At 73.0% G+C, this 23,652-nt stretch carries 21 protein-coding genes, 1 tRNA gene and 1 pseudogene; 14 read left to right on the top strand and 9 right to left on the bottom strand.

Going from position 1 to position 23,652, the window contains the following annotated elements; genetic code table 11:
- Nucleotides 1-411: 411 nt before the first annotated feature.
- A complete protein-coding gene (locus tag ACFSJS_RS01170; RefSeq protein ID WP_380895678.1) occupies nt 412-1,074 on the bottom strand; it encodes a TetR/AcrR family transcriptional regulator in 663 nt (220 codons plus the stop codon).
- A gap of 115 nt (nt 1,075-1,189) precedes the next feature.
- Between ACFSJS_RS01170 and ACFSJS_RS01175 the strand changes: the two genes are divergently transcribed.
- Nucleotides 1,190-2,800, top strand: coding sequence for an MFS transporter (locus ACFSJS_RS01175; protein ID WP_380895680.1), 1,611 nt, complete (start codon nt 1,190-1,192; stop codon nt 2,798-2,800).
- A 202-nt stretch (nt 2,801-3,002) separates the two neighbouring features.
- Complete coding sequence (locus tag ACFSJS_RS01180) at nt 3,003-3,461, top strand: peptidase inhibitor family I36 protein (RefSeq protein WP_380895682.1); 459 nt, start codon at nt 3,003-3,005, stop codon at nt 3,459-3,461.
- On the opposite strand, the gene ACFSJS_RS01185 is transcribed toward ACFSJS_RS01180, so the two are convergent.
- Nucleotides 3,442-4,260, bottom strand: coding sequence for a potassium channel family protein (locus ACFSJS_RS01185; protein WP_380895684.1), 819 nt, complete (start codon nt 4,258-4,260; stop codon nt 3,442-3,444). The two genes, ACFSJS_RS01180 and ACFSJS_RS01185, sit on opposite strands and share 20 nt — an antisense overlap.
- Nucleotides 4,261-4,328: 68 nt before the next feature.
- On the opposite strand from ACFSJS_RS01185, the gene ACFSJS_RS01190 reads away from it, so the two are divergent.
- Nucleotides 4,329-4,622, top strand: a complete 294-nt coding sequence (locus tag ACFSJS_RS01190; RefSeq protein WP_380895686.1) for a small hydrophobic protein — start codon at nt 4,329-4,331, stop codon at nt 4,620-4,622.
- A 129-nt stretch (nt 4,623-4,751) separates the two neighbouring features.
- Here the strand turns inward: ACFSJS_RS01190 and aceE are convergent, their stop codons facing one another.
- Entirely contained in the window at nt 4,752-7,484 is a 2,733-nt protein-coding gene (gene aceE / locus ACFSJS_RS01195) for a pyruvate dehydrogenase (acetyl-transferring), homodimeric type (protein WP_380895688.1), read from the bottom strand.
- A 422-nt stretch (nt 7,485-7,906) separates the two neighbouring features.
- On the opposite strand from aceE, the gene ACFSJS_RS01200 reads away from it, so the two are divergent.
- From ACFSJS_RS01200 to ACFSJS_RS01225, 6 genes are all read left to right on the top strand, one after another.
- A complete protein-coding gene (locus ACFSJS_RS01200) occupies nt 7,907-8,347 on the top strand; it encodes a DUF3052 domain-containing protein (protein WP_380895690.1) in 441 nt (146 codons plus the stop codon).
- 105 nt (nt 8,348-8,452) lie between these two features.
- Nucleotides 8,453-8,911 (top strand): peroxiredoxin, encoded by a 459-nt coding sequence (locus ACFSJS_RS01205; RefSeq protein WP_380895692.1) that lies wholly within the window; start codon nt 8,453-8,455, stop codon nt 8,909-8,911.
- Nucleotides 8,912-9,039: 128 nt separating this feature from the next.
- Nucleotides 9,040-9,615: a TerD family protein gene (locus ACFSJS_RS01210; protein WP_380895694.1), complete on the top strand. Its 576-nt coding sequence runs from the start codon at nt 9,040-9,042 to the stop codon at nt 9,613-9,615.
- Between the two features lie 146 nt (nt 9,616-9,761).
- Nucleotides 9,762-10,340, top strand: coding sequence for a TerD family protein (locus ACFSJS_RS01215; RefSeq protein WP_380895696.1), 579 nt, complete (start codon nt 9,762-9,764; stop codon nt 10,338-10,340).
- Between the two features lie 73 nt (nt 10,341-10,413).
- Nucleotides 10,414-11,565: a DUF475 domain-containing protein gene (locus ACFSJS_RS01220; protein ID WP_380895698.1), complete on the top strand. Its 1,152-nt coding sequence runs from the start codon at nt 10,414-10,416 to the stop codon at nt 11,563-11,565.
- 152 nt (nt 11,566-11,717) lie between these two features.
- A complete protein-coding gene (locus tag ACFSJS_RS01225; protein ID WP_380895700.1) occupies nt 11,718-12,476 on the top strand; it encodes a TerD family protein in 759 nt (252 codons plus the stop codon).
- A 67-nt stretch (nt 12,477-12,543) separates the two neighbouring features.
- On the opposite strand, the gene ACFSJS_RS01230 is transcribed toward ACFSJS_RS01225, so the two are convergent.
- Nucleotides 12,544-13,617: a TerD family protein gene (locus tag ACFSJS_RS01230; protein ID WP_380895701.1), complete on the bottom strand. Its 1,074-nt coding sequence runs from the start codon at nt 13,615-13,617 to the stop codon at nt 12,544-12,546.
- A gap of 188 nt (nt 13,618-13,805) precedes the next feature.
- Here ACFSJS_RS01230 and ACFSJS_RS01235 point away from each other — a divergent pair, with 188 nt between their 5' ends.
- From ACFSJS_RS01235 to ACFSJS_RS01250, 4 genes are read left to right on the top strand one after another with little or no spacing between them, the layout of a single operon-like run.
- Nucleotides 13,806-14,978: an HpcH/HpaI aldolase/citrate lyase family protein gene (locus ACFSJS_RS01235; RefSeq protein ID WP_380895703.1), complete on the top strand. Its 1,173-nt coding sequence runs from the start codon at nt 13,806-13,808 to the stop codon at nt 14,976-14,978.
- Nucleotides 14,975-17,518 (top strand): phosphoribosyltransferase, encoded by a 2,544-nt coding sequence (locus ACFSJS_RS01240; RefSeq protein WP_380895705.1) that lies wholly within the window; start codon nt 14,975-14,977, stop codon nt 17,516-17,518. Before ACFSJS_RS01235 ends, ACFSJS_RS01240 begins: the two co-directional genes overlap by 4 nt.
- The gene (locus ACFSJS_RS01245; protein ID WP_380895706.1) at nt 17,515-18,333 is read left to right on the top strand and encodes an HAD family hydrolase; all 819 of its coding nucleotides are present in this window, start codon (nt 17,515-17,517) and stop codon (nt 18,331-18,333) included. Before ACFSJS_RS01240 ends, ACFSJS_RS01245 begins: the two co-directional genes overlap by 4 nt.
- Nucleotides 18,334-18,347: 14 nt before the next feature.
- A complete protein-coding gene (locus ACFSJS_RS01250) occupies nt 18,348-19,019 on the top strand; it encodes an O-methyltransferase (RefSeq protein WP_380895708.1) in 672 nt (223 codons plus the stop codon).
- Between the two features lie 23 nt (nt 19,020-19,042).
- Here the strand turns inward: ACFSJS_RS01250 and ACFSJS_RS01255 are convergent, their stop codons facing one another.
- From ACFSJS_RS01255 to ACFSJS_RS01265, 3 genes are all read right to left on the bottom strand, one after another.
- Nucleotides 19,043-19,267, bottom strand: a complete 225-nt coding sequence (locus tag ACFSJS_RS01255; RefSeq protein WP_380895710.1) for an FmdB family zinc ribbon protein — start codon at nt 19,265-19,267, stop codon at nt 19,043-19,045.
- A gap of 126 nt (nt 19,268-19,393) precedes the next feature.
- On the bottom strand, nt 19,394-20,704 hold the full coding sequence (locus tag ACFSJS_RS01260) for a coiled-coil domain-containing protein (protein WP_380895712.1): 1,311 nt from the start codon (nt 20,702-20,704) through the stop codon (nt 19,394-19,396).
- A 36-nt stretch (nt 20,705-20,740) separates the two neighbouring features.
- Nucleotides 20,741-21,508, bottom strand: a complete 768-nt coding sequence (locus tag ACFSJS_RS01265) for a DUF4097 family beta strand repeat-containing protein (RefSeq protein ID WP_380895714.1) — start codon at nt 21,506-21,508, stop codon at nt 20,741-20,743.
- Between the two features lie 197 nt (nt 21,509-21,705).
- On the opposite strand from ACFSJS_RS01265, the gene ACFSJS_RS01270 reads away from it, so the two are divergent.
- Nucleotides 21,706-21,777 (top strand) — tRNA-Val (locus tag ACFSJS_RS01270).
- A gap of 95 nt (nt 21,778-21,872) precedes the next feature.
- Here the strand turns inward: ACFSJS_RS01270 and ACFSJS_RS01275 are convergent.
- Both ACFSJS_RS01275 and ACFSJS_RS01280 read right to left on the bottom strand, forming a co-directional pair.
- Nucleotides 21,873-22,634 (bottom strand): annotated as a pseudogene (locus ACFSJS_RS01275) (tyrosine-type recombinase/integrase); the annotation flags it as partial.
- 380 nt (nt 22,635-23,014) lie between these two features.
- Nucleotides 23,015-23,652 (bottom strand): tetratricopeptide repeat protein (locus ACFSJS_RS01280; RefSeq protein WP_380895718.1); only part of this gene is annotated, 638 nt, incomplete at its 5' end.

Consider the following 23,652-nt stretch of genomic DNA (forward strand, 5'->3'; position numbering starts at 1 on the left):
GCCATGTTCGCCGGGCGGCGGGCGCCCGGCACGGAACAGCCGGCGTGGCCGGTGGCGCCGCCGGTGGCCGGGGGGCGGGCGCCGAAGGCGGGGAGACGGGGTCGGTGCCGCGGCCGAGGCAGCCGGACTCCGGGTTCGGCGCGTCCTCGGTCCGGTCGCCCTCGCAGCGCGTCACCCCCGTCCGGGCCCGCGCCCCCCCGCCGCCCGGTGCGCCGGGGGTGCCGGCGGGAGGACGCGCCGTGCGGTGCGATGTCGGGCAAGCCGCACACGGGGATGCCGGGGCAGGGGGCGGGATCACTGGTCCGCCGGCCTGGGAGGAGCGGGGAGGGACCCGCCCGCTGCGTGAGGCACCTCACGTTTCGGCGGTGCGAGCTCACCTGAACGGGTGAAGGGTGGCGGAGGCGCCTCCCTTCACCCCCGCACCCCGCCCCCGCCGCCGGCGCTCCCGCGGGGCGGCCCCCACTCCTCGGCCAGGGCGGGCCCCAACTGCTCCAGGTACCCCTGGAAGAGCCTGCGGGCGCCCTCGACGGTGGCGTCCGGGCCGGTCGCCCAGCGCCGTCCGGCCAGCTGCATCACCCCCGAGAAGGCGGCGACCAGCACGCGCGGCCGGGGGTCGGCGTCCGGGTCCACCCCGGCGCGGCGGGCGATCTCGGCGACGAGCCGGCTCTCCTGCTCCGCGGAGTACCGCAGGCGGGCGGCCAGCAGGGGCGGGGTGGTCTCGATGACCTGCCACATCCGTATGTACAGCTCGATCGGGACGACCTCCCGGAGGGCGTCGCTGATGCCGTCCCACGCGGTGCCGAGGGCATGGCCCAAAAGCTGCAGCGGGGTCTCGTGCGCGGGGCGCTCCTCGACGGCGGTGAGGAACCGCTCCTGGACCATCCGCTGGAGGGCGAGGGCGACCTCCTCCTTGTTGGCGAAGTAGCGGAAGAAGGTCCGCTGGGAGACGTCGACGGCCCCGGCGATGTCACCGACCGTGGTGCGCTCGTACCCCCGGTCCACGAACAGTTCGTGGGCGGTGCGGACCAGCGCGTCCCGGGTGCGCTGCTTCTTGCGCTCGCGCAGTCCGGTCAACCCGTCACCTCCTGCCGGCTCTGTGGTGGCGGACACCCTATCCGTGAGCGGCGCGACGACTGGGCGACACATAAACGACTCCGAAAGTGACAGTGACTGACACTAAGCTCGCGCCATGACTTCCAAGACCGCCCCTGCTCCTTCGGGCCGGCCCGGACCGGAGCCCGCGCAGACGGCGCCTTCCCGCACCGGACTGCGCGGCCATCCCTGGCTGACACTGCTCGCCGTCGCGCTCGGCGTGGTGATGGTCGCCCTGGACGGCACCATCGTCGCCATCGCCAACCCCGCGATCCAGCAGGACCTGGGCGCCTCGCTCCAGGACGTGCAGTGGATAACCAACGGCTACCTGCTCGCCCTGGCCGTCGCGCTGATCACCGCGGGCAAGCTCGGCGACCGCTTCGGCCACCGGCAGGCGTTCCTCGCGGGCATCGTCGGCTTCGCCGCCACCTCCGCGGCCATCGGCCTGTCCGAGGGCGTCACGATGGTCATCACCTTCCGGGTGCTCCAGGGACTCTTCGGCGCCCTGCTGATGCCCGCCGCCCTGGGCCTGCTCCGCGCCACCTTCCCGGCCGAGAAGCTCAACATGGCGATCGGCATCTGGGGCGCGGTGATCGGCGCCTCCACCGCGGCCGGTCCCATCGTCGGCGGGCTCCTGGTGGAGCACGTGAGCTGGGAGTCGGTCTTCTTCATCAACGTGCCGGTCGGCGTGCTGGCCGTCGTCCTGTGCCTGGCGATCCTGGTGGACCACCGGCCGGAGAACGCCCCCCGGTCCTTCGACATCCCCGGCATCGTCCTGCTGTCCACCGCGATGTTCTGCCTGGTGTGGGCGATCATCAAGGCCCCCGAGTGGGGCTGGGGCGACCTCGGGACGTGGCTGTTCCTGCTGGTCGCGGCGGCGGCCTTCGCCGCCTTCGTGGCCTGGGAGGCCAGGGTCGGCGAGCCCCTGCTGCCCCTGGGGATGTTCCGCTCCGTCCCGCTGTCGGCGGGCACCGTGCTGATGGTCCTGATGGCCTTCGGGTTCATGGGCGGGATCTTCTTCGTCACCTTCTACCTCCAGAACGTCCACGGGATGAGCCCGGTGGACAGCGGGCTGCACCTGCTGCCGCTGACCGCGATGATGATCGTCTCCTCCCCGCTGGCCGGCGCGCTGATCACCAGGGTCGGCCCGCGCGTCCCCCTAGTCGTCGCGATGGTCGTCACCGCGATCGCCATGTTCGGCCTGTCCACCCTGGAGCGGGGGACGGGCACGGCCGAGATGTCGCTGTGGTTCGCCGTGCTCGGCCTCGGTCTCGCCCCGGTGATGGTGGGCGCCACCGAGGTCATCGTGGGCAACGCACCACTGGAGCACGCCGGGGTCGCCGGCGGCCTCCAGCAGGCCGCCATGCAGGTGGGCGGCAGCCTGGGCACCGCCGTCCTGGGCGCGGTGATGGCCTCCCGCGTCCACGAGGTCCTGCCCGGCAAGTGGGCCGAGGCCCAGCTGCCCCAGCTGCCGCCGGAGCAGGCCGCCGCCCTCGGCGAGGCCGCCGAGCTGGGTTTCGCCCCGCCGGCCCCGCGGGGCACCCCGGAGCAGGCGGCCGAGGCCATGACCAGGGTGGTGCACGACTCCTTCCTCTCCGGGATGGGCCTGGCCTTCACCCTCGCGGGCATCGTGGCCGTCCTGGCCGCGGGCGTCGCGCTGTTCACCAAGGGCGGCCAGCATGGCACGGGACCCTCGGTGCACATCTGAACCCGCACACGCCTGTGGACGACCGGCGGGTTGTGGACAACTCCGTTACCCGTCCCGGTGAAACGGCCGGTCTGCCCTTGGCAGGCCGGCCGTTCCGTGTCGAAGCTGGCCACTGCGCGGCGGCCGTCCCCGGTCGCCACCCGGCCGCCGTCCGGCCGCCGCGCGACGACCACGACACGCACGACACGGGGGAGCGACCCGCATGCGTCACCTGCACGAGACCCACCGCGCCCGCACCGCGCACCGCCCGCCCCGCCCGCACCGCGTGCGGCGGGCCCTGGGGCTTCGCACCGCCTTGCCGGCGGCCCTGGCGGCGGTGGCCGCCGTCGCGCTCACCGCCCTGCCGCCGCCGGCGGCCGCAGCGGCCGACCGGGCGCCGCGCCTGGGCGAGTGCGCGGCAGGGCAGCTGTGCCTGTGGGAGCGGACGGACTTCCGGGGTCCGCGCCACACCCGCGAGCTGGCCGACACCGACATCGAGAGCTGCGTCCCCCTGCCGGGCGGCACCGGCGCCGCCTCGCTGGCCAACCGCACCGGCAGGCCCGTGACGGCCTACCAGAGCGCCGAGTGCGCCGAGACGGGCGAGTTCGACACCTACCCGTCGGGCTCCTGGGCGCCGCAGGCCGGCCACCGGGTGCGGGCGATCAAGATCTGGGAGAGCTGACGTGCGGCGACGCACCGGGCGCGGGGCCGCCGGGTGCGGGGCCGCCGGGGGCGGCGCTCCCGCCCCGCAGCTCCGCGACCTCCTCCCGCAGGGCCCGCACCTCGGCCGTCAACGCCTCGATCGCGGCGGTCTGCCGCCGCTCCTCGGAGGTCTCCTGGTCGAACCGCGCGATGAACCAGGCCGCGATGTTCGCGGTCACCACACCGAGCAGGGCGATGCCCGAGAGCATCAGGCCGATGGCCAGCACCCGGCCCAGTCCGGTGGTCGGTGCCAGATCGCCGTAGCCGACCGTCGTCATGGTGGTGAAGGACCACCACACCGCATCGCCCAGCGTCCGGATGGTGCCGTTCGGCGAGTTCCGCTCGACCTCCAGCACGGCCAGCGAACCGAACACCAGCAGGCCCGCGCAGGAGCCGGCCACATAGGTGGTCAGCCGCACCTGGGAGGTCATCCGGGCACGCTGCCCGACCAGCAGCAGGGCGGAGACCAGGCGCAGCAGCCGCAGGGGCTGGAGCAGGGGCAGCAGCACGGCCAGGAGCGCGAGCGGCTGTTCGCGGACGAAGGCCCACCGGTTGGGAGCCAACCGGAGCCGGACGGCGTAGTCCAGGGCGAAGAAGGCCCACACGCTCCACTCCACGTACCGGCAGGCGGTCCGAAGCCACGGGTCGGCGTCCGTCATCACGATCGGCACGGCGTAGGCGATGGCGAAGAGCACCGCCGTCACCAGCAGTGGGCCCTGCGTCCTGCGCTCCCAGCGCTCCTTGGCCGCGTTGTCCCCGGTTTCCGATTTGCCCGCCATCCCAGCATCGTATGGGCCACCCGGGGCATCAGATACGGCAGCCCGGTCCGACGACCTCGGGAGGCGATATGACGGGCGCACGGTACTTCGAGGGCAAGCGGCGCGGCGGCGGGGATCTCACCGGGGACGAGCGCTCGACGTTCGGCGTCATCGGCGTGGTCTGCGCGGTCGCCGGGTTCTTCGCGATGGGGATCGTGCTCGGGCCCATCGCGATGGTCTGCGGCTGGCTCGCCATGGGGCGGAGCTGGTCCGGCAACCGTCCGGTACCCGCCGTGGTGGCCCTCGTCCTGGGAGCGGTGGACACCGCCCTGGCGCTGATATGGCTGCTGACCGCCGCCGGCTCATGGGGCCTGGTGATGTGACCGCGCTGTGGCCGCGCGGGGTGCGGAGCGCAGCTCGGCCCCGGCCGGGCGGCCGGGGCCGAGCTGCGAAAGGGCCGGCGTGCAGGGCCCGGGGGCTGCCGCCCCCGGGGTCCTGCGCCGGTTCGCCCGTCAGGCGTCGCCGCCCGCCGGGCCGGGGTCGGCCGCGGCCACGTCGAGCAGCCGGTAGCGGTCGATGGCCTGCTTGAGGGCCGAGCGGTCCACCTTCCCCTCCGCGGCCAGCTCGGTGAGCACGCCCAGGACGATCGACTCGGCGTCGATGTGGAAGAAGCGGCGCGCCGCCCCGCGGGTGTCGGCGAAGCCGAAGCCGTCGGCACCCAGCGACTGGTAGCGGTTGGGGACCCAGCGGGCGATCTGGTCCGGCACCGAGCGCATCCAGTCGGACACCGCCAGCACCGGGCCCTCGGTGCCCTGCAGCTTGCGGGTCACGTACGGCACCCGCTGCTCCTCCTCTGGGTGCAGCAGGTTGTGCTCCTCGGCGTCGACGGCCTCGCGGCGCAGCTCGTTCCAGGAGGTCGCCGACCACACGTCCGCCCGGACGTTCCACTCCTCGGCGAGGATCCGCTGGGCCTGCAGGGCCCACGGCACCGCCACGCCGGAGGCGAGGATCTGCGCCGGGATCTCGCCGGCCTCGCCCTGCCGGTAGCGGTACAGGCCCTTGAGGATGCCCTCGCGGTCCACGTTCTCGGGCTCGGCCGGCTGCTGGATCGGCTCGTTGTAGACGGTCAGGTAGTAGAAGACGTCCTCGGCGTTCTCGCCGTACATCCTCCGCAGGCCGTCCTGCACGATGTGCGCGATCTCGAAGCCGAAGGCCGGGTCGTAGGCGACGCAGGCGGGGTTGGTCGAGGCCAGCAGCTGCGAGTGGCCGTCGGCGTGCTGCAGCCCCTCACCCGTCAGGGTGGTGCGGCCGGCGGTGGCGCCGAGCACGAAGCCGCGCGCGAGCTGGTCGGCCATCTGCCAGAACTGGTCGCCGGTCCGCTGGAAGCCGAACATCGAGTAGAAGACGTAGACCGGGATCAGCGGCTCGCCGTGGGTGGCGTAGGCCGAGCCCGCGGCGATCAGCGAGGCCGTGCAGCCGGCCTCGGAGATGCCGTCGTGCAGCATCTGTCCGTTGGGGGACTCCTTGTACGCCAGCAGCAGCTCGCGGTCGACCGACTCGTAGGTCTGGCCCAGCGGGTTGTAGATCTTGGCCGACGGGAAGAAGGAGTCCATGCCGAAGGTGCGGTACTCGTCGGGGGCGATCAGCACGAACCGCCGGCCGATCTCCTTGTCCCGCATCAGGTCCTTCAGCAGCCGCACGAACGCCATCGTGGTGGCGACCTGCTGCTGGCCGGAGCCCTTCTTCACCGAGGCGTAGGTCTTGTCGCCCGGCAGGACCAGCGGCTTGGAGCGGTTCACGCGCGTGGGCACGTAGCCGTCCAGCTCCCGGCGCCGGTCGTGCATGTACTGGATCTCCTCCGAGTCCCGCCCCGGGTGGTAGTAGGGGGGAAGCCCGGACTCCAGCTCCTTGTCGGAGATCGGCAGGTGCAGCCGGTCCCGGAAGCGCTTGAGGTCCTCGACGGTCAGCTTCTTCATCTGGTGCGTGGCGTTGCGGCCCTCGAAGTTCGGGCCGAGCGTCCAGCCCTTGACCGTCTGCGCCAGGATCACCGTCGGCTGGCCCTTGTGCTCGCGGGCCGCCTTGTAGGCCGCGTACACCTTGCGGTGGTCGTGACCGCCGCGACCCAGGTGCAGGATCTGCTCGTCGGTCATGTTCTCGACCATCTTCCGCAGCCGGTGGTCGCCGCCGAAGAAGTGCTCGCGGATGTACGCCCCGGTCTCGGTGGCGTACGTCTGGAACTGGCCGTCGGGGGTGGTGTTCAACTTGTTGACCAGCACGCCGTCGCGGTCCTGCGCCAGCAGCGGGTCCCAGGAGCGGTCCCAGATGACCTTGATCACGTTCCAGCCGGCGCCGCGGAAGTACGACTCCAGCTCCTGGATGACCTTGCCGTTGCCGCGCACCGGGCCGTCGAGCCGCTGGAGGTTGCAGTTGACGACGAAGGTCAGGTTGTCCAGGCCCTCGCGGGCGGCCAGGGAGAGCTGTCCCAGTGATTCCGGCTCGTCCATCTCGCCGTCGCCGAGGAAGGCCCACACGTGGCTGTTGGAGGTGTCGGCGATCCCGCGCGCCTCCATGTAGCGGTTCATCCGCGCCTGGTAGATGGCGCTGATCGGGCCGAGGCCCATGGAGACCGTCGGGAACTCCCAGAAGTCCGGCATCAGCCGCGGGTGCGGGTAGCTGGACAGACCGTTGGGGTACTTCGACTTCTCCTGGCGGAAGCCGTCGAGCTGGGCCTCGGTGAGCCGGTCCAGCAGGAAGGCGCGGGCGTAGATGCCGGGGGAGGCGTGGCCCTGGAAGAAGACCTGGTCCCCGCCGTCGCCGCGGTCCTTGCCGCGGAAGAAGTGGTTGAAGCCCACGTCGTACAGGGAGGCGGAGGAGGCGAAGGTGGCGATGTGGCCGCCCACCCCGATGCCCGGCCGCTGGGCGCGGGAGACCATCACGGCCGCGTTCCAGCGGGTCGCGTTCAGGATCTTGCGCTCGATCTCCTCGTTACCGGGGAAGAACGGCTCGTCCTTGGTCGCGATGGTGTTGACGTAGTCCGTGCTGCGCATCTCCGGCACGGCCACACGCTTCTCGCGGGCGCGCTCGATGAGGCGGAGCATCAGGTAGCGGGCACGTTCCCGGCCCCGCTCGTCGACGGCCGCGTCGAGCGAGTCGAGCCATTCCTTGGTCTCCTCGGGATCGAAGTCCGGGACCTGGCTGGGAAGGCCACCAATGATGATCGGGTTGCGATCGGATCCGGAAGCCACGCTGTTCCTTCGCTTGTTCGGTCTTGCTCTGCAGGGATGTCGCGCCGTCTCCCATCGTGTACCGCTGGGGCGGATACGTCATCTCTACCGAGTGGTAACCCCACTCCGTGAGACGCCCGGGTGCCCGGGCCGGTACGGCCGGGGCGTGAGTCGGCCGAACGGCCACCCTACGCCTCCCGCCGCCCGCCCTCCGCGCACGGCCGTTCGACTCCTCCCTCATTCGCCATCCAATGGGGCAAAATAGGCGTACGGCCGTGCCGCGCGTCATGCTGGTTCAGGTGGTGTGCGGCGACACGTCAACGTTTGGGCGGGCCCGGCGGCCGGGTACTTGCGCGATCGGTCCGGCCCGTGTGGACTACGCCCCATGCCCCGCGCGTCTGCGCGGGCACCCACTACTTTCGAAAGACGACAGGAGGCAATCCGTGAGCGCGACCGCGGACCACGCGGAGGAGCGGACCAACCCCGCCGCAAGGCTGGGTTTCCAGCCCGGGCAGGTGGTCCAGGAGCTCGGTTACGACGACGACGCCGAGCAGGCACTCCGTGAGGGAATCGAGGCCATCACGGGCCAGGAGCTCGTCGGCGAAGACTACGACGACATGGCCGACGCCGTGGTCCTGTGGTTCCGCGAGGACGACGGTGACCTGACGGACGCGCTGGTGGACGCCATCACGTTGATCGAGGACGGAGCCCCGGTCTGGCTGATGACGCCGAAGACCGGTCGCGACGGATACGTCGAGCCGAGCGAGATCGGCGAGGCCGCCCAGACGGCGGGCCTGGCCCAGACCAGCACCGTCAACGCGGGCAAGGACTGGACGGGCAACCGCCTGGTCACCCCGAAGACCGCCCGCACCGGAAAGCGCTGACCGGCCGGCGGCGCCGGCGCCCCACCCCCGAGCCCCCGTGCGGCCTCCGCCGCACGGGGGCTCGCTGCGTAGGGTTGGGGCCGTCACCTACCGAAGGGAACGCCGATGGCGATCGAGGCGGGCACCAAGGCCCCGGAGTTCGAACTGAGGAACCAGCACGGGGAGACCGTCCGGCTCTCCGACTTCCGCGGACGCAAGAACGTCGTCCTGCTCTTCTACCCCTTCGCCTTCACCGGGGTGTGCACCGGGGAGCTGTGCGCCCTGCGCGACGAGCTGCCCCGTTTCGTCAACGACGACGTCCAGCTCCTGGCGGTCTCCTGTGACTCGCCCTTCACGCTGCGCGTCTTCGCCGAGCAGGAGGGCCTGGGCTACCCGCTGCTGTCGGACTTCTGGCCGCACGGCCGCGCCGCGCGGGAGTACGGCGTCTTCGACGAGGAGAAGGGCTGCGCGCTGCGGGGCACCTTCGTGATCGACAAGGAGGGCGTGGTGCGCTGGAGCGTCGTCAACGCGCTGCCCGACGCGCGGGACCTGAACGAGTACGCGAAGGCCCTCGAGAACCTCTAGCCGCGCGGGTGGCCGCGCGGGCGCAAGCCCCTGCGGCCGGAGGGAACCGATCACTAGGATCGGCTCGTTGTCTACGGCATACGCATTCGGGGGCACACCGTGCTCCCCGAGAACAACCGGGAGGACTCGTGGGAGTCAGCCTCAGCAAGGGCGGCAACGTCTCGCTGACCAAGGAAGCCCCGAACCTGACCGCCGTCGTGGTGGGTCTGGGCTGGGACGCCCGCACCACCACGGGCGCGGACTTCGACCTGGACGCCAGCGCACTGCTGACCAACGCCGAGGGGAAGGTCGCCAACGACCAGAACTTCGTCTTCTTCAACAACCTCACCAGCCCCGACGGCTCCGTGGAGCACACCGGTGACAACCTCACCGGCGAGGGCGACGGGGACGACGAGGTCATCAAGGTGAACCTCGCCGCGGTACCGGCGGACGTCGCCAAGATCGTGTTCCCGGTGTCGATCTACGAGGCCGAGGCCCGCCAGCAGAGCTTCGGCCAGGTCCGCAACGCCTACATCCGCGTGGTGAACCAGGCCGACGGCCGGGAGCTGGCCCGCTACGACCTCAGCGAGGACGCCTCCACCGAGACCGCCATGGTCTTCGGCGAGCTCTACCGCCACGGTGCCGAGTGGAAGTTCCGGGCCATCGGCCAGGGCTACGCCTCGGGCCTGCGGGGCATCGCGCAGGACTTCGGCGTCAACGTCTGAGCCGCGGGCCCGTACGCACCACACCGCCGGCCGGTTGCACCCGGTTCCGGCAGTGTCCGGCGCCGCAGACTTCCACGTCCGGGAGGTGTGCGGCGCCGGGTGGTTTCGCAACACTGGGCGCATCGCATCGGGAGAGGAAGAAGATCATGGGCGTCACGCTCGCCAAGGGGGGCAACGTCTCCCTCTCGAAGGCAGCACCGAACCTGACCCAGGTCCAGGTCGGCCTCGGCTGGAAGGCCCGCTCCACCACGGGTGCGGGGTTCGACCTGGACGCCAGTGCGCTGCTGTGCGCGGGCGGCCGGGTGCTCGGCGACGAGTACTTCGTCTTCTACAACAACCTCACCAGCCCCGACGGCTCGGTCGAGCACACCGGTGACGAACTGGTCGGCGGCACGGTCGGCGGCGACGACGAGACGATCCTGGTGGACCTCGCCCGGGTGCCCCAGCAGGCCGACAAGGTCGTCTTCGCGGTGTCGATCCACGACGCCGACGCGCGCCGGCAGACGTTCGGGCAGGTCACCGATGCCTACATCCGCGTGGTGAACCAGGCCGACGGCGTCGAGCTGGCCCGCTACGACCTCACCGAGGACGCCTCCTCGGAGACGGCCATGATCTTCGGCGAACTGTACCGGTACGGCGGCGAGTGGAAGTTCCGTGCGGTGGGACAGGGGTATGCGTCGGGGCTGAGGGGCATCGCCCTAGACTTCGGGGTCAACGTTTCGTAAAGCGGACCGCGAGCAGCGGCCCCACCGCCCACGGCGCGGGGGGATTCCCACGACAGAGAAGATTGGGTAGTCAGTGGTTCTAAGGACATTCGGCTGGTCCTTCGGCGTCACCGCCGCCGGGCTTGTCACCGCCTTCTTGTTCGGGGGGTGGGAGGCTTTCGCCCTGGTGGGAATCCTCTCCATCCTGGAGATCTCGCTGTCCTTCGACAACGCCGTCGTCAACGCCGGCGTGTTGAAGAAGATGAACGACTTCTGGCAGAAGATCTTCCTCACCATCGGCATCCTCATCGCCGTCTTCGGCATGCGCCTGGTCTTTCCCATCGTGATCGTCTCGGTCTCGGCGCAGCTCGGGCCGATCGAGGCGGTCGACCTGGCGCTGAACGACCAGGAGCGCTACGAGCAGCTGGTCACCGACGCCCACCCGGCGATCGCGGCCTTCGGCGGCATGTTCCTGCTGATGATCTTCCTCAACTTCATCTTCGACGGGGACCGCGACATCCACTGGCTCAAGGTGATCGAGCGCCCGCTGTCCCGCTTCGGGCGGGTCGAGGGGCTCTCGGTGGTCGTCGCCCTGATCGCCCTGCTGATCTCGGGCTCCGTCCTGGGCACCCACGCCGTGCTCTACGACGGCCACGCCGACGAGTCCGCGACGGTCTACCTCGCGGGCATCGCCGGTCTGCTCACCTACCTGATCGTCAACGGCCTCTCCAGCCACTTCGAGAACAAGATCGAAGAGGAGGAGGAGCAGGAGCACGAGGCCGAGGAGGCCGCCCGGCGCGCCGGCAAGGAGCCCTCGGCCGTCCGGCTGGCGGGCAAGGCCGCGTTCTTCATGTTCCTCTACCTGGAGGTCCTGGACGCCTCCTTCTCCTTCGACGGCGTGATCGGCGCCTTCGCCATCACCAACGACCCGGTCATCATCGCCCTCGGCCTGGGCATCGGCGCGATGTACGTCCGGTCCCTGACCGTCTACCTGGTCCGGCAGGGCACCCTGGACGAGTACCGCTACCTGGAGCACGGCGCCCACTACGCCATCGGCGCCCTGGGCATCCTGCTGCTGATCACCATCAGGTGGCACGTCAACGAGGTCGTCACCGGCCTCATCGGCGTCGCCCTGATCGGTTCGGCCTTCTGGACCTCGGTGCGGCACAACCGCATCGACGCGGCCAAGGGCGGCGGCGAGGGCGGCACCCCGGCGAAGAAGCCGGAAGTCCCCTCCGGGGTGTGACGGCTCCCCGATTGCGGAACGCTCTGTGCGGGGGCGGCCACGAGGCGAGGCCTCGGGGCCGCCCCCGCGGCATGACGCGCGGCGCACCGTGCGCCGCGGCACCACGTGCGGCGCGGACGGACGGTCCGCTCGGGAGTTGGGGGTAGGAAGGCATGGTCTCCCTGTGGGAGAACTGGCGCGGCGGGATGCGCAGGGGCCCGAGGTTCGACACCGTCGGCGGCCCGTCGACCTATGCGGTGGAGCTGACCAGGCGGCATCCGACGATCTCGCTCACCCGGCAGGGCGCCGACAGCGGCCACCTGCAGATCAACCTCTCCTGGCGGATGCGCTCGTCCGACTTCGACGGGCGGCCGCGGCGCGGCGGCCTGCTCCGCAATCCGCTCCAGGCGTTCAAGCCGGTGCCGGTGCAGGGCCACACGCAGGGCATGGTGACGGTCGACCTCGACCTGGCCTGCATGTACGAGCTGAAGGACGGCTCCAAGGGCGTCGTCCAGCCGCTGGGCGGCCTGCTGGGGGAGATCAACGCGCCGCCGTACGTCAAGCTCAGCGGCGACGACCGGTTCGGCGGCTCGTCGGGCGAGACCGTCTACGTCAACCTCGACCACAAGGACGAGATCAAACGGCTCCTCGTCTTCGTCTACATCTACGACGGCACCCCGGCCTTCGACCGTACGCAGGCCGTGGTCACCCTCATCCCCGGCAACGGGCCCCGCATCGAGATCGGACTCGACGAACGCGCTCCCGAGGCCCGCTCGTGCGCGGTGGTGCTGATCGAGCACGACGGCAGGAACGGCCTGGTGGTGCGGCGCGAGGTGCGCTACGTCTACGGCTTCCAGTCCGAGCTGGACCGGCTCTACGGCTGGGGCCTGCAGTGGGGGCGGGGCTACAAGAAGAAGACCTCCCGGGCCTGATTCCCCGACCGTCCGCCGCCGTCGGCAGCCGCCCGCGCCCGGAGCCCCGGTGCGGGCGGCCGGCCGGTCAGCGCCCCAGGAACTGCGGCCCCTGGGGGGGCAGCGTGAAGGCCGGGTCGGGCTGCGGGTAGCCGTAGGCGGGCTGCGCCACAGGGGCCCCCGTCACCGGCGGGGGAGCCGCGGGCGGGAGGGTGGGCGGCTGCGCCGGAGGCGGCGGCACCGGGGGGTGCGGATACCCGTAGGCGGGCTGCGGGTGCCGCGGCGCGTGCGGCGGCGGCTGCGGATAGCCGTAGGCGGGCTGCGCCGGGGGGGCGGACGGAACCGGGGGCAGCCCCGCGGGGGGCTGCGCGGGCACCGGCGCGGTCGGGTGGGTGACCGGGGCCGCGGCGGCCGGCTCCGGCTGCGGGTCGGGCTCCGGCAGCGGGTCGGGGCCGGGCGTGGGTCCGGGGACGGGCCGCGGCGGCGGAGGGGTGGGGCCGGGAGGGGGCTCGGGGTGCGGCTGCGGCTCCGGGCGGGGCTCGGGCGCCGGGTCCGGTTCGGGGAAGTCCGGCTCGGGAGGCGGCTGCGGGATCGTCTGCTCCGGGCCGTCCGCCGTCTCCGGCGCGCCCTCCTCGACCGTGATGCCGAAGTCCGTGGCCAGCCCCGTCAGCCCGGTGTCGTAGCCCTGGCCCAGCGCCCGGAACTTCCAGCCGTCCCCGCGCCGGTACAGCTCGCCGCAGATCAGCGCCGTCTCCGAGCCCGTCTCCGGGCGGATCTCGAAGCGGGCGACCGTCTCACCGCTGCCGGCGTCCACCATCAGCAGCACCAGGTCGCGCACCTCCGCGAAGGTGCCGCCGTCCGCCGACGCCGACAGCATCACCCGCTCCACGGTGGGATCGAGCCCGGCCAGGTCCACCTCGACGGTGTCGGTCAGGCCCTCGGGCTCGTGCCGCCTGGGCAGGTACCGGACCAGCCCGGAGGGATGCCGCGGCTGGTTGTAGAAGACGAAGTCCTCGTCGGAGCGCACGCGCCCGTCCGCGCCCAGCAGCAGGGCGGAGGCGTCGACGGCGCGCACGCCCGTGCCCGGTGTCCAGCGCAGCACGGCACGCACGGCCGTCGCCTGGAGCTGGATGTTCGAGCCCTTCAGCATCGCGTGCGTCATACGGCCATCCTGCCTGCCCCGGCGCGCGCGGACAACGCGAGGGTGATGACCCCTGGATTTTGTCCGTAAGTAATGTTTTGTTCGGGCGTGGAGTAACTTTCGAGCCACGCACATGCGTACTGTGCAAGGGATGATTGGCCGGTTCGCGGTCATGAAAGCCATGAGACCGGTAAGGAAACGGGGGTCCTGTGCGGCATTTCGGACACCTTCTGCCCGAGATCCGGAGCGAGCTGTTCCACCAGGAGCCGGTCGAGTTCTCCTCGCACTCCCCGGCCGGGCTGCTCTCGGTGGCCCTGGGCGCCACCCTCTACAGCCCCGCCACCCGCCCCCGGCTCGCCGAGGACGTGCTCAAGCAGGGACGCGGCGGAGTGCTGTCCATGGTCCTCTGCCTGGAGGACTCCATAGGCGACGCGGACGTGACCGGAGCCGAGGAGAACCTGGTGGACCAGCTCACCGCGCTGGCCGACGGTACCGGCACGGGCGTCGACGAGCCGCCGCTGCTGTTCGTCCGCGTCCGCGAGCCCGGACAGATCACCGGTCTCGTCCGCCGCCTGGGTCCTGCCGTACGCCTGCTGTCCGGTTTCGTGCTCCCCAAGTTCACCGAGGAACGCGGCCTTCCCTTCCTGGAGGCGCTGGAGGAGGCCGAATCGGCCTGCGGGCGGCGGCTGTTCGCCATGCCCGTCCTGGAATCCCCCGAACTGCTGCACCTGGAGACGCGCGCGGAGACGCTGGCGGGCATCGCCCGCGCCGTCGACAAGTACCGCGAGCGCGTCCTGGCGCTCCGCCTCGGCGTCACCGACTTCTGCTCCGCCTACGGACTGCGCCGCAGCCCCGAGATGACCGCCTACGACGTCCAGATCGTCGCTTCCGTCATCGCCGACGTCGTCAACGTGTTCGGCCGCGCCGACGGGACGGGCTTCACCGTCACCGGCCCGGTGTGGGAGTACTTCCGCCTCCAGGAGCGGATGTTCAAGCCGCAGCTGCGCCGCAGCCCGTTCACCGGCCGCGCCGAGGAGCTGCGCACCGCGCTGATCGAGCACGACATGGACGGGCTGCTGCGCGAGATCGAACTCGACCGGGCCAACGGCCTGACGGGCAAGACCTGCATCCACCCCTCCCACGTGGCACCCGTGCACGCCCTGTCGGTGGTCAGCCACGAGGAGTTCAGCGACGCCACGGACATCCTGCGGCCCGAGTGCGGCGGGGGCGGTGTGCTGCGGTCGGCGTACACCAACAAGATGAACGAGGTGAAGCCGCACCGCGCCTGGGCCGAGCGCACCCTGCGGCGCGCCGAGGTCTTCGGCGTCGCGCGCGAGGGAGTGGGGTTCGTCGAGCTGCTGGCGGCGGGGACGGCCACATGAGCGCACCACGGACGAAGACCACGACGGACACGGACGGCGGGACGGCACGGGTGACGGAAGCACACGGGCGGGCACGGTCGGCGGCCCCGGAAGCACGCGCGGACGGCACGGCGGCGGAGACGCCCGGGGCGGACGGCCCCGGGCGGGACCCCGGCGCCGGACGCTGGCCGGGCGAGTGGGTCGCACAGCGGCTGGACGTGCGGCTGGAGGCGCCCCCGGGCGAGGCCGGCGCCCTGCGCGACCTGGTCGGCCTGGCCCTGCGCCGCAACCCCCGCCGCGCCCACCTGCTGGTCTCCCGGGTCCTGGGCAAGCACGTGCCGCAGCTCCCGCAGATCGTCCACGGCACCGGACTCGGCCTGGGCGAGAGGGTGCGCGTCCTGCTGGGCAAGGACGCCGACCGCGCCGTCGTCCTCGGCTACGCCGAGACGGCCACCGCGCTCGGCCACAGCGTCGCCGACGGCCTGGGCACCGCCCCCTACCTCCACTCCACCCGCCGCCCCGTCCCCGGGGCGGAGCCCGTGGGCGGCTTCGAGGAGGAGCACTCCCACGCCACCTCCCACCTGCTGCTGCCCGAGGACCCCGCACTGCTCGCCGGGGGAGGCCCCCTGGTCCTGGTGGACGACGAGTTCTCCACCGGCACCACCGTCCTGAACACCGTCGCCGCCCTCCACCGCGTCTTCCCGCGCGAGCGGTACGTGATCGTCGCCCTCACCGACCTGCGCGGAGAGGCCGACCGCGCCCGGCTGGAGAAGTTCGCCGCCGACCTCGGCGCCCGCATCGACGTGGTGGCCCTGGCCACCGGCACCGTCCGCCTGCCCGGGGACGTGCTGGAGCGCGGCGCCGCCCTGGCCCGGGCCCACGACGCCCCGCCGCCCCCGCCCGCCGGGGGCCCGTACCCGGTGCACCGCGTCGACCTGGGCTGGCCGCCGGGCCTGCCCGACGGCGGCCGGCACGGCTTCACCCCCGCCCACCGCGCCCGGCTGGAGGCCGCCCTGCCGCGGATGGCCGACCGGATCGCCGCGGAACTGCCCGACGGGGCACGCCGGGTGCTCGTCCTGGGCTGCGAGGAGCTGATGTACGCGCCGCTGCGGCTGGCCGACGCCCTCACCGGCGCCACCGACGCCGAGGTCCGCTTCTCCACCACCACCCGCTCGCCCGTCCTGGCGGTCGACGAACCCGGCTACGCGATCCGCACCCGCCTGGTCTTCCCCGCCCACGACGACCCCGCCGACGGACCGGGCCCGCGCTACGCCTACAACGTCGCCGGGCAGGGGTTCGACGCCGTCGTCGCCGTGGTGGACTCCGCCGCCGACACCCCGGCCCTCCACGCCCCCGACGGCCTGCTCGCCCACCTCGCCGCCCACACCGGGCGGGTGCTGCTCGCCGTCGTCCCCTCCCACCTGCCCCTGCCCTCCCCGCTGCGCGGCCCGGAGTTCTCCTCCTACGACGCCGACGACGTCGGCTGGCTCCTCCAGGACCTCTCCGGCGTCCGCCTGGAGGCCCCCACCGAGGAGCGCGAGGAGGCCATCCAGTCCGGCGGCGCCCACTACGCCGAGTCGCTGCCGGTGGAGTACCAGCCGAGCCGGGAGTACCAGAGGCTGTTCCACCAGGCCCTGGAGGCCTCCGCCGACCGCGTCGCCCACGCGGTCGGCACCGTCACCGACGTCCTGCTCGCCGAGCGGGGCCGCGGCATCGTCCTGGCCTCCCTCGCCCGCGCCGGCACGCCCGTCGGGGTGCTGATGCGCCGCTGGGCCCGGCACGTCCACGGCCTGGACCTGCCGCACTACGCCGTCTCCATCGTCCGCGGGCGCGGCATCGACACCACCGCCCTGCGCTGGCTGGCCGCCCACCACGACCCGGCCGGCGTCGTCTTCGTCGACGGCTGGACCGGCAAGGGCGCCATCACCCGCGAACTCGCCGACGCGCTGCGGCCCTTCCCCGGCTTCGACCCGGACATCGCCGTCCTGGCCGACCCCGGCGGCTGCGTGCGCACCTACGGCACCCGTGAGGACTTCCTCATCCCGTCGGCCTGCCTCAACTCCACCGTCTCCGGCCTGGTCTCACGCACCGTGCTCCGCGCCGACCTCGTCGGCCCCGGCGACTTCCACGGCGCGAAGTTCTACCGCGAACTGGCCGGCGCGGACGTCTCCCGGCACTTCCTGGAGACCGTCGAGGCCCGCTTCGACGCGGTGCGCGCCGGCGCCGCCGCCTCCGCCCGGGACCTGCTCGCCGCCGACCGCGCCCCCACCTGGGCCGGCTGGCGGGCGGTCGAGCGGATCAGCGAGGAGTACGGCATCGGGGACGTCAACCTCGTCAAGCCCGGCGTCGGCGAGACCACCCGGGTACTGCTGCGCCGCGTCCCCTGGCGCGTCCTCGCCCGGCGCGGCGCGGGCGCCGACCTGGACCACATACGGCTGCTCGCGGAGCAGCGGGGCGTGCCCGTCGAGGAGACCGACGACCTGCCCTACTCCTGCGTCGGCCTCATCCACCCCCGCTACACGCGCGGCGCGACCGGCACCGACGGAAGGGCCGTGCGGTGACCCCTCCCCGCCCCCTCGTCGCCAGCGACCTGGACCGCACCCTCATCTACTCCGCCGCCGCCCTCGACCTGACCGTGCCCGACGCCGAGGCCCCCCGGCTGCTGTGCGTGGAGGTCTACCGGTCCAAGCCCCTGTCGTACGTCACCGAGACCGCCGCCGCCCTGCTGGCCGAACTGGCCGGGCGGGGGGCCCTGGTCCCCACCACCACCCGCACCCGCGAGCAGTACGGGCGCATCCACCTGCCCGGGCCGCCCCCGGCCTACGCGGTCTGCGCCAACGGCGGCCACCTGCTGGTGGACGGCGTCTCCGACCCCGCCTGGCACGCCCGGGTGCGCCGCGCCCTGGACGCCGACTGCGCCTCGCTGGAGGAGGTCCGCGCCCGCATGGTGGGCACCGCCGACCCCGCCTGGCTGCTCAAGGAGCGCGTCGCCGAGGACCTGTTCGCCTACCTGGTCGTCGACCGCGCGGGACTCCCCGACACCTGGGTGAAGGAACTGGCCGACTGGGCCGGGCCGCGCGGCTGGACGGTCTCCCTCCAGGGCCGCAAGGTCTACGCCGTCCCCCGCCCGCTGACCAAGAGCGCCGCCGTCGCCGAGGTCGCCCGCCGCACCGGGGCCGACGAGGTGCTGGCCGCCGGGGACTCCCTCCTCGACGCCGACCTGCTGCTCGCCGCCGACGCCGGCTGGCGCCCCGGCCACGGGGAACTGGCCGACCTGGGCTGGACGGCCCCGCACATCACCGCCCTGCCGGAGCGGGGAGCGGCGGCCGGGGAGCGCATCGCGCGGGAGATGCTGCTGCGGTGCGGGCGCCGGTGAGCGACGATGCCGGTATGACCGCACCACCGCCCCGCGACAAGCGCCCCGCCCGGACGGACGCGCTGTACCGGTACGTCCTCGAACACAACCCGCCGCTCGAACCCGCCCTGCGGGAACTGGTGGAGACCACGCGCGCCCGCTTCCCCGAGCGGGCCGGGATGCAGTCCGCCCAGGAGCAGGCGCCGCTGCTGGCCCTCCTCGTCCGGCTGACCGGCGCCCGCCGCATCGTGGAGGTCGGCACCTTCACCGGCTTCTCGGCCCTGGCCATGGCCCGGGCCCTGCCCGAGGACGGCCGGCTGATCGCCTGCGACATCTCCGAGGAGTGGACGGCCCTGGCGCGCGAGGCGTGGCAGCGGGCGGGCGTCGCCGACCGCATCGACCTGCGCCTCGCACCCGCCCTGGACACCCTGCGCGCCCTTCCCGCCGAACCGTGGATCGACCTGGCCTACCTCGACGCGGACAAGGGCAACTACGTCCGCTACTGGGAGGAGCTGGTGCCGCGCATGCGGCCGGGCGGGCTGATCGTCGCCGACAACGTGCTCTTCCACGGCGAGGTCGCCGACCCGGACGCCACCGGCAACGCCGCCGCCATCCGCGCCTTCAACGACCACGTGGCCGCCGACGGGCGCACCGAGGCCGTCCTGCTGACCGTCGCCGACGGGATGACGATCGCCCGCAGGCGGTAGCCGCCCGCCCGGGGCCCCGGGGCTCAGCCGCAGCAGCCGCCCCCGCAGCACCCGCCACCGCCGCCGCCGCCGCTCGGCGCGGGGGCGGAGGACCGGGCGGCACCGCCGCCCACGGCCACGGTGGACAGCAGCTTCACCGTGTCGTCGTGGCCCTCCGGGCAGCTCGCGGGCGCACCGGACTCGGCCATCGGACGGTTGACCTCGAACGTCGTGCCGCAGGAGCGGCAACGGAACTCATAACGGGGCATGCGAGCAGGATAGCCGCAGGTCAACCACGACGGACAGGCTGTGGACAACCCGGCGGGGCCCGGCACGGGACACGTCGTACGAGGTCGGAGCGGCCGCGCCGGCACCGAGCCGCTCCAGCGGGGCGGTCAGGCGCCCGCCGCCCGCTCCCGCCGTATCTCCTGCACCACCCGTGCCACCGTCCCGCGGATGGCGTCCAGCTCCCTCAGGAAGCGCCACCAGTCCGGATGCCGCCCCGACAGCTCCGCCTCCGCCTGCTCCAGCCGGGCCACCGCACCGTCCAGCGGGCCCGCGTGCCGGGGATCGGGATGGCTGCGCCCGTCCATCGCCAGCCGCTGGGCGTCGCGGATGGCGAAGCGCACCCGCTCCACCTCGTCGGAGTGGTCGAAGGAGACGTCGTTGAGCCGCCGGAGGCGGTCCCCGGCGGCCGACACCGCCTCGTCCGCGTCGTTCAGCAGCGCCCGCACCGTCGACAGCAGCGCGGTGGCGTCCGCCCACCGCTGCTCCTCCCGCGCCCGGCGCGCCTCGGCCAGCCGCTCCTCCGCCTGCCGCACCGCCCGCCCCGCCTGCTCGGGCACCTGCTGGAGGTCCTCCCAGCACGCCGCGGTGAACCGCCGCCGCAGCTCGCTCAGGACCGGCTCGACCGCGCCCGCCCGGGTCTGCAGCGCCTGGGCGCGGGTCCGCAGCGAACCGAGCCGGCGGTCGATCTCGGCCGCCCGCTCCGGCAGCCGCTCGGCCTCCCCGCGCACCGCCTCCGCCTCGCGCAGCAGCCGGTCGGCGCGCTGGAGGGTCTCCCGGACCCCGTGGCGTCCCGCGCCCTCGTTCAGCTTCGTCAGCTCCGGGGAGAGGGCGGCCAGCCGGGCGGCCAGGTCGTCGGCCCGCAGCCCCGAGGCCCGCACGGAGTCCAGCGCCCCGGTGGCGGCCAGCAGCGCCTGCCGGGCCCGCTCCACGGCGGGAGCCAGCCGGGCCAGCTGGGTCTCGGCCTTCTCCAGCAGCGGGGCGAGCCCCCGCCCGAACCGCTCCAGCTCCTCGCGGGTGCGCTCCAACTCCTCCCTGGCCGCGGTCAGGGCCTGGCGGGCGCGCGCGGCGGTGTCGGAGTCCAGGTCGTCGCGGTCCAGGTCGTGGGCGTCCACAGCGGTGATGTACTCGTGGCTGACCCGGTCGATCCGCCGCCCGAACTCCGCGAAGTCGGCCACGGCCCGGCGCACGGCCGGGGAGTCGTCGACGGCGCCGAGCGTCTCGATGGAGATCCGCAGGTCGCGCTGGGCGGTGTCCAGCTCGTAGAACGCCGCGGCCGCCGCGTCCCGGGCGGCCTGGGCCTCGGCACGGCGGCTCTCGGCGCGTCCGCCGCCTCCCCAGCCCCAGCGGCGCGTGCCGCCACCGTTCGCACTCGCCACGCGTGTCCTCTCCCCGTAGGTGCTCGCCGGCCCGGATGCCATTCTCCCACCCGGGATCCGCGAACACACCGGCAGAGATCACTCCGCCGTGCGCACCGTCACGTCCCCGTTGGAGCTGCGGGCGGTGACGGTGTGCCCGCTGCCGGCGTCGCGCGGCACCTCGACCCGGGTACTGCCGTTGTGCGCCCCGGCGTCCACGCGGTACCGGGCGCGCGGCAGCTCGACGGTGACCGAGCCGTTGTGGCTGCGGGCCGCCACCTCCTCGGGCACCTCGGCCAGGGCGAGCTTCAGCCTGCCGTTGTCGGTCTCGGCGGTGACCTCGCGGGAGCGGACGCCGGTGGCCTCCACGGAACCGTTGTCACCGCTGAGCTCCAGCGGCCCGGACACGTCCCGCACCCGCACCGTCCCGTTGTCCGCCTCGACGGCGAGCGCGGCGCGGAGTCCCCGGACGGTGACGTCGCCGTTGTCGCTGACCACCCGCACCGCCACCCCGTGCGGCACCTCGACCCGGTGCCGGATGTCGCAGCTCGCCGGCCCCTTGCACCTCGGCCCCAGGGAGAGGGTGCCGTCCTCGAAGGACCACCGCGCGCCCGTGCTGCCGCCGTAGGCGAGACCGTCGAACCAGCGGGTGACCCGCACGTCCCCGCGGTCGGCGGCGACCAGCTCCAGCGGCGAGTCGTCCACATCGACCACCAGCGTCCGCCGCTCCTGGCCGAGGCCGAAGACGCGGTGCTCGGGAGGGGCGTCGTCGGCGTCGACGCAGCCGGCCATCCCCGCGGTGGCCGCGACCGCCATGGCGACGGCCACCAGGGCGCGGACGGTGCTGCGGCGGGTCTCGGTGGTCATCGGGGCGTCTCCCATCGGTCGGGCGCGGCGGATCGGCGCGTCCCCTCCGACGGTAGGAGCCGCCGCCCCCGCCGCGGCATCCCGCGCGCCACCGGGCCCGTGCTCCCGCGCGCCACCGGGCCGAGGGTGGGGCTATCCCCAGCTCGCGCGGTTTGTGGCGCATCGCTTCCGGCACGGTAGGCTGTGAGCCCACCCCCGGGCGCATAGCTCAGCGGTAGAGCGCTGCCCTTACAAGGCAGATGTCGGCGGTTCGAACCCGTCTGCGCCCACCGGCAGCAGGACGAGGCAGAGGCCCAGGTCAGCGGGTAGACACCCGGAGACCTGGGCCTCTGCCGTTCCCGGCCGCTCGGTGCCGCCGTGCCACCTACGTGCCAGAAAGTCCACCCGGAGTCCACTTCGCCCTGCGGATCTGGCCGTCGACGTAGTCGGCGATCTCGCGGTCACGGCCGTTGACGAAGTGCTGGTGGATCAGCGCGGCACGGACCGACGAGTGCCCCGTCCGCTGCATCAGCTCGCGCGTGGTCGCACCTCCGGTCGCGGCGAGGGTGTTGCCGGTGTGCCGCAGATCGTGGAAGTGCACGTCACCCAGGCCGGTCGCCTCCAGGGCGCGGAGCCAGATACGGCGGAAGTTGTTCCGGCGCAGCACGCCGCCGCGGGCACCGGTGAAGACCAGACCGGTGCGGCCGGCCTCGGCGTACTCGTCCAGGTGATGAGCCAGCTCCGGCACGAGCGAGGCCGGGAACGCCACGGTGCGGACACCGGCCGCGCTCTTGGGAGCCTTGACGGTGATCCCGTCCGCACGGGTCTCGGCGAGCGAGCGGCGGACGGAGACCGTGCGGGTTTCCAGGTCGATGTCCCGGCGTCGGAGGGCGGTCGGCTCACCGAAGCGGAGAGCGCAGAAGGCAGCGAGGAGGACCAGGACGCGGAAGCGGGACGGTACGGCATCGGCGAGCCGGTACACCTCCGGCACCGAGAGGAACGGCCGCTCGGCGTGGTTGACCGCCCCGGCGCCCTTGATGCGGCACGGATTGCGCCGGATCAACCCGTCGTCGACGGCCGTGTTCAGGACGGCCCGCAGGAGTTGGTAGGACTTGGCGACGGTGGCCGGGCCGACCCCGGCGTCAAGGCGGCTCGCTCCGCTCGCCGCGCGCGGCCCGGCTCCCCGCCGGCCTGCGCTCCTGTCTCCGCCCCGCTCCGCCCCGGCGTCCGCTGGCCGCGCGGCTGAGCGACCGCCCGACGTGGGAAGCGCGGTGGCTGGGCCCGGTCGGCTCCACGGCTTTAGGCAGCCACCTTGGGGCGAGCCTCGAAGATCGGGGCCCACATCGGGCATTAGCGGGCAGGTCCACAGACCGCCCGAGTCGCCAAAAGCTTACGGGCCCCGATCTCTCGCCCCAAGGCAGCTCCCGCCCAAAGCCGCTCCGCCGGCCTCTCGGGGCATGGTGCGACTGCTTGCCGCTGAGGCCACGAGGACGACCAGTTGCCTACAAACGCCTCCTTGAATCTGAATCACTGCGGAGCGTTGTCACCATCGGCCAACGTCTGTCTCAGACGAGACAAGTCGACCCGATAGAGGGCGGTGTCGGGGTGGTTGGGGCCGAGGACGGCCTCGGTGATGGTCAGTGCCCGTTCCGCCAACGGCAGGGCTTCAGCGTGCCGCCCCAGCTCAACCAGAGTGCTGGCGAGGTTGCCTAGGCGGAGGGCGGTGTCGGGATGGTTAGGGCCCAGGGCGGCCTCAGCGATGCCCAGCGCCCGCTCCTCCAACGGCAGGGCTTTCGCCCGCTGCCCCAGACCCCACAGTGTGTAAGCGAGGTTGCCTAGGCGGAGGGCGGTGTCGGGGTGGTTGGGGCCGAGGACGGCCTCGGTGATGGTCAGTGCCCGTTCCGCCAACGGCAGGGCCTCAGCGTGCCCCCCCAGCATCCCCAACGTGCCAGCAAGGTTGCCCAAACTAGTAGCGGTAGTGGGATGGTCGGGCCCTACGGCGGCCTCGGTGATGGTCAGTGCCCGTTCCGCCAACGGCAGGGCTTCAGCGTGCCGCCCCAGCTCAACCAGAGTGAGGGCGAGATTGCCTAGGCGGAGGGCGGTGTCGGGATGGTTAGGGCCCAGGGCGGCCTCAGCGATGCCCAGCGCCCGCTCCTCCAACGGCA

It is taken from the genome of Streptomyces desertarenae, from assembly GCF_042681365.1.
In the GTDB taxonomy this organism is placed as follows: domain Bacteria; phylum Actinomycetota; class Actinomycetes; order Streptomycetales; family Streptomycetaceae; genus Streptomyces; species Streptomyces desertarenae.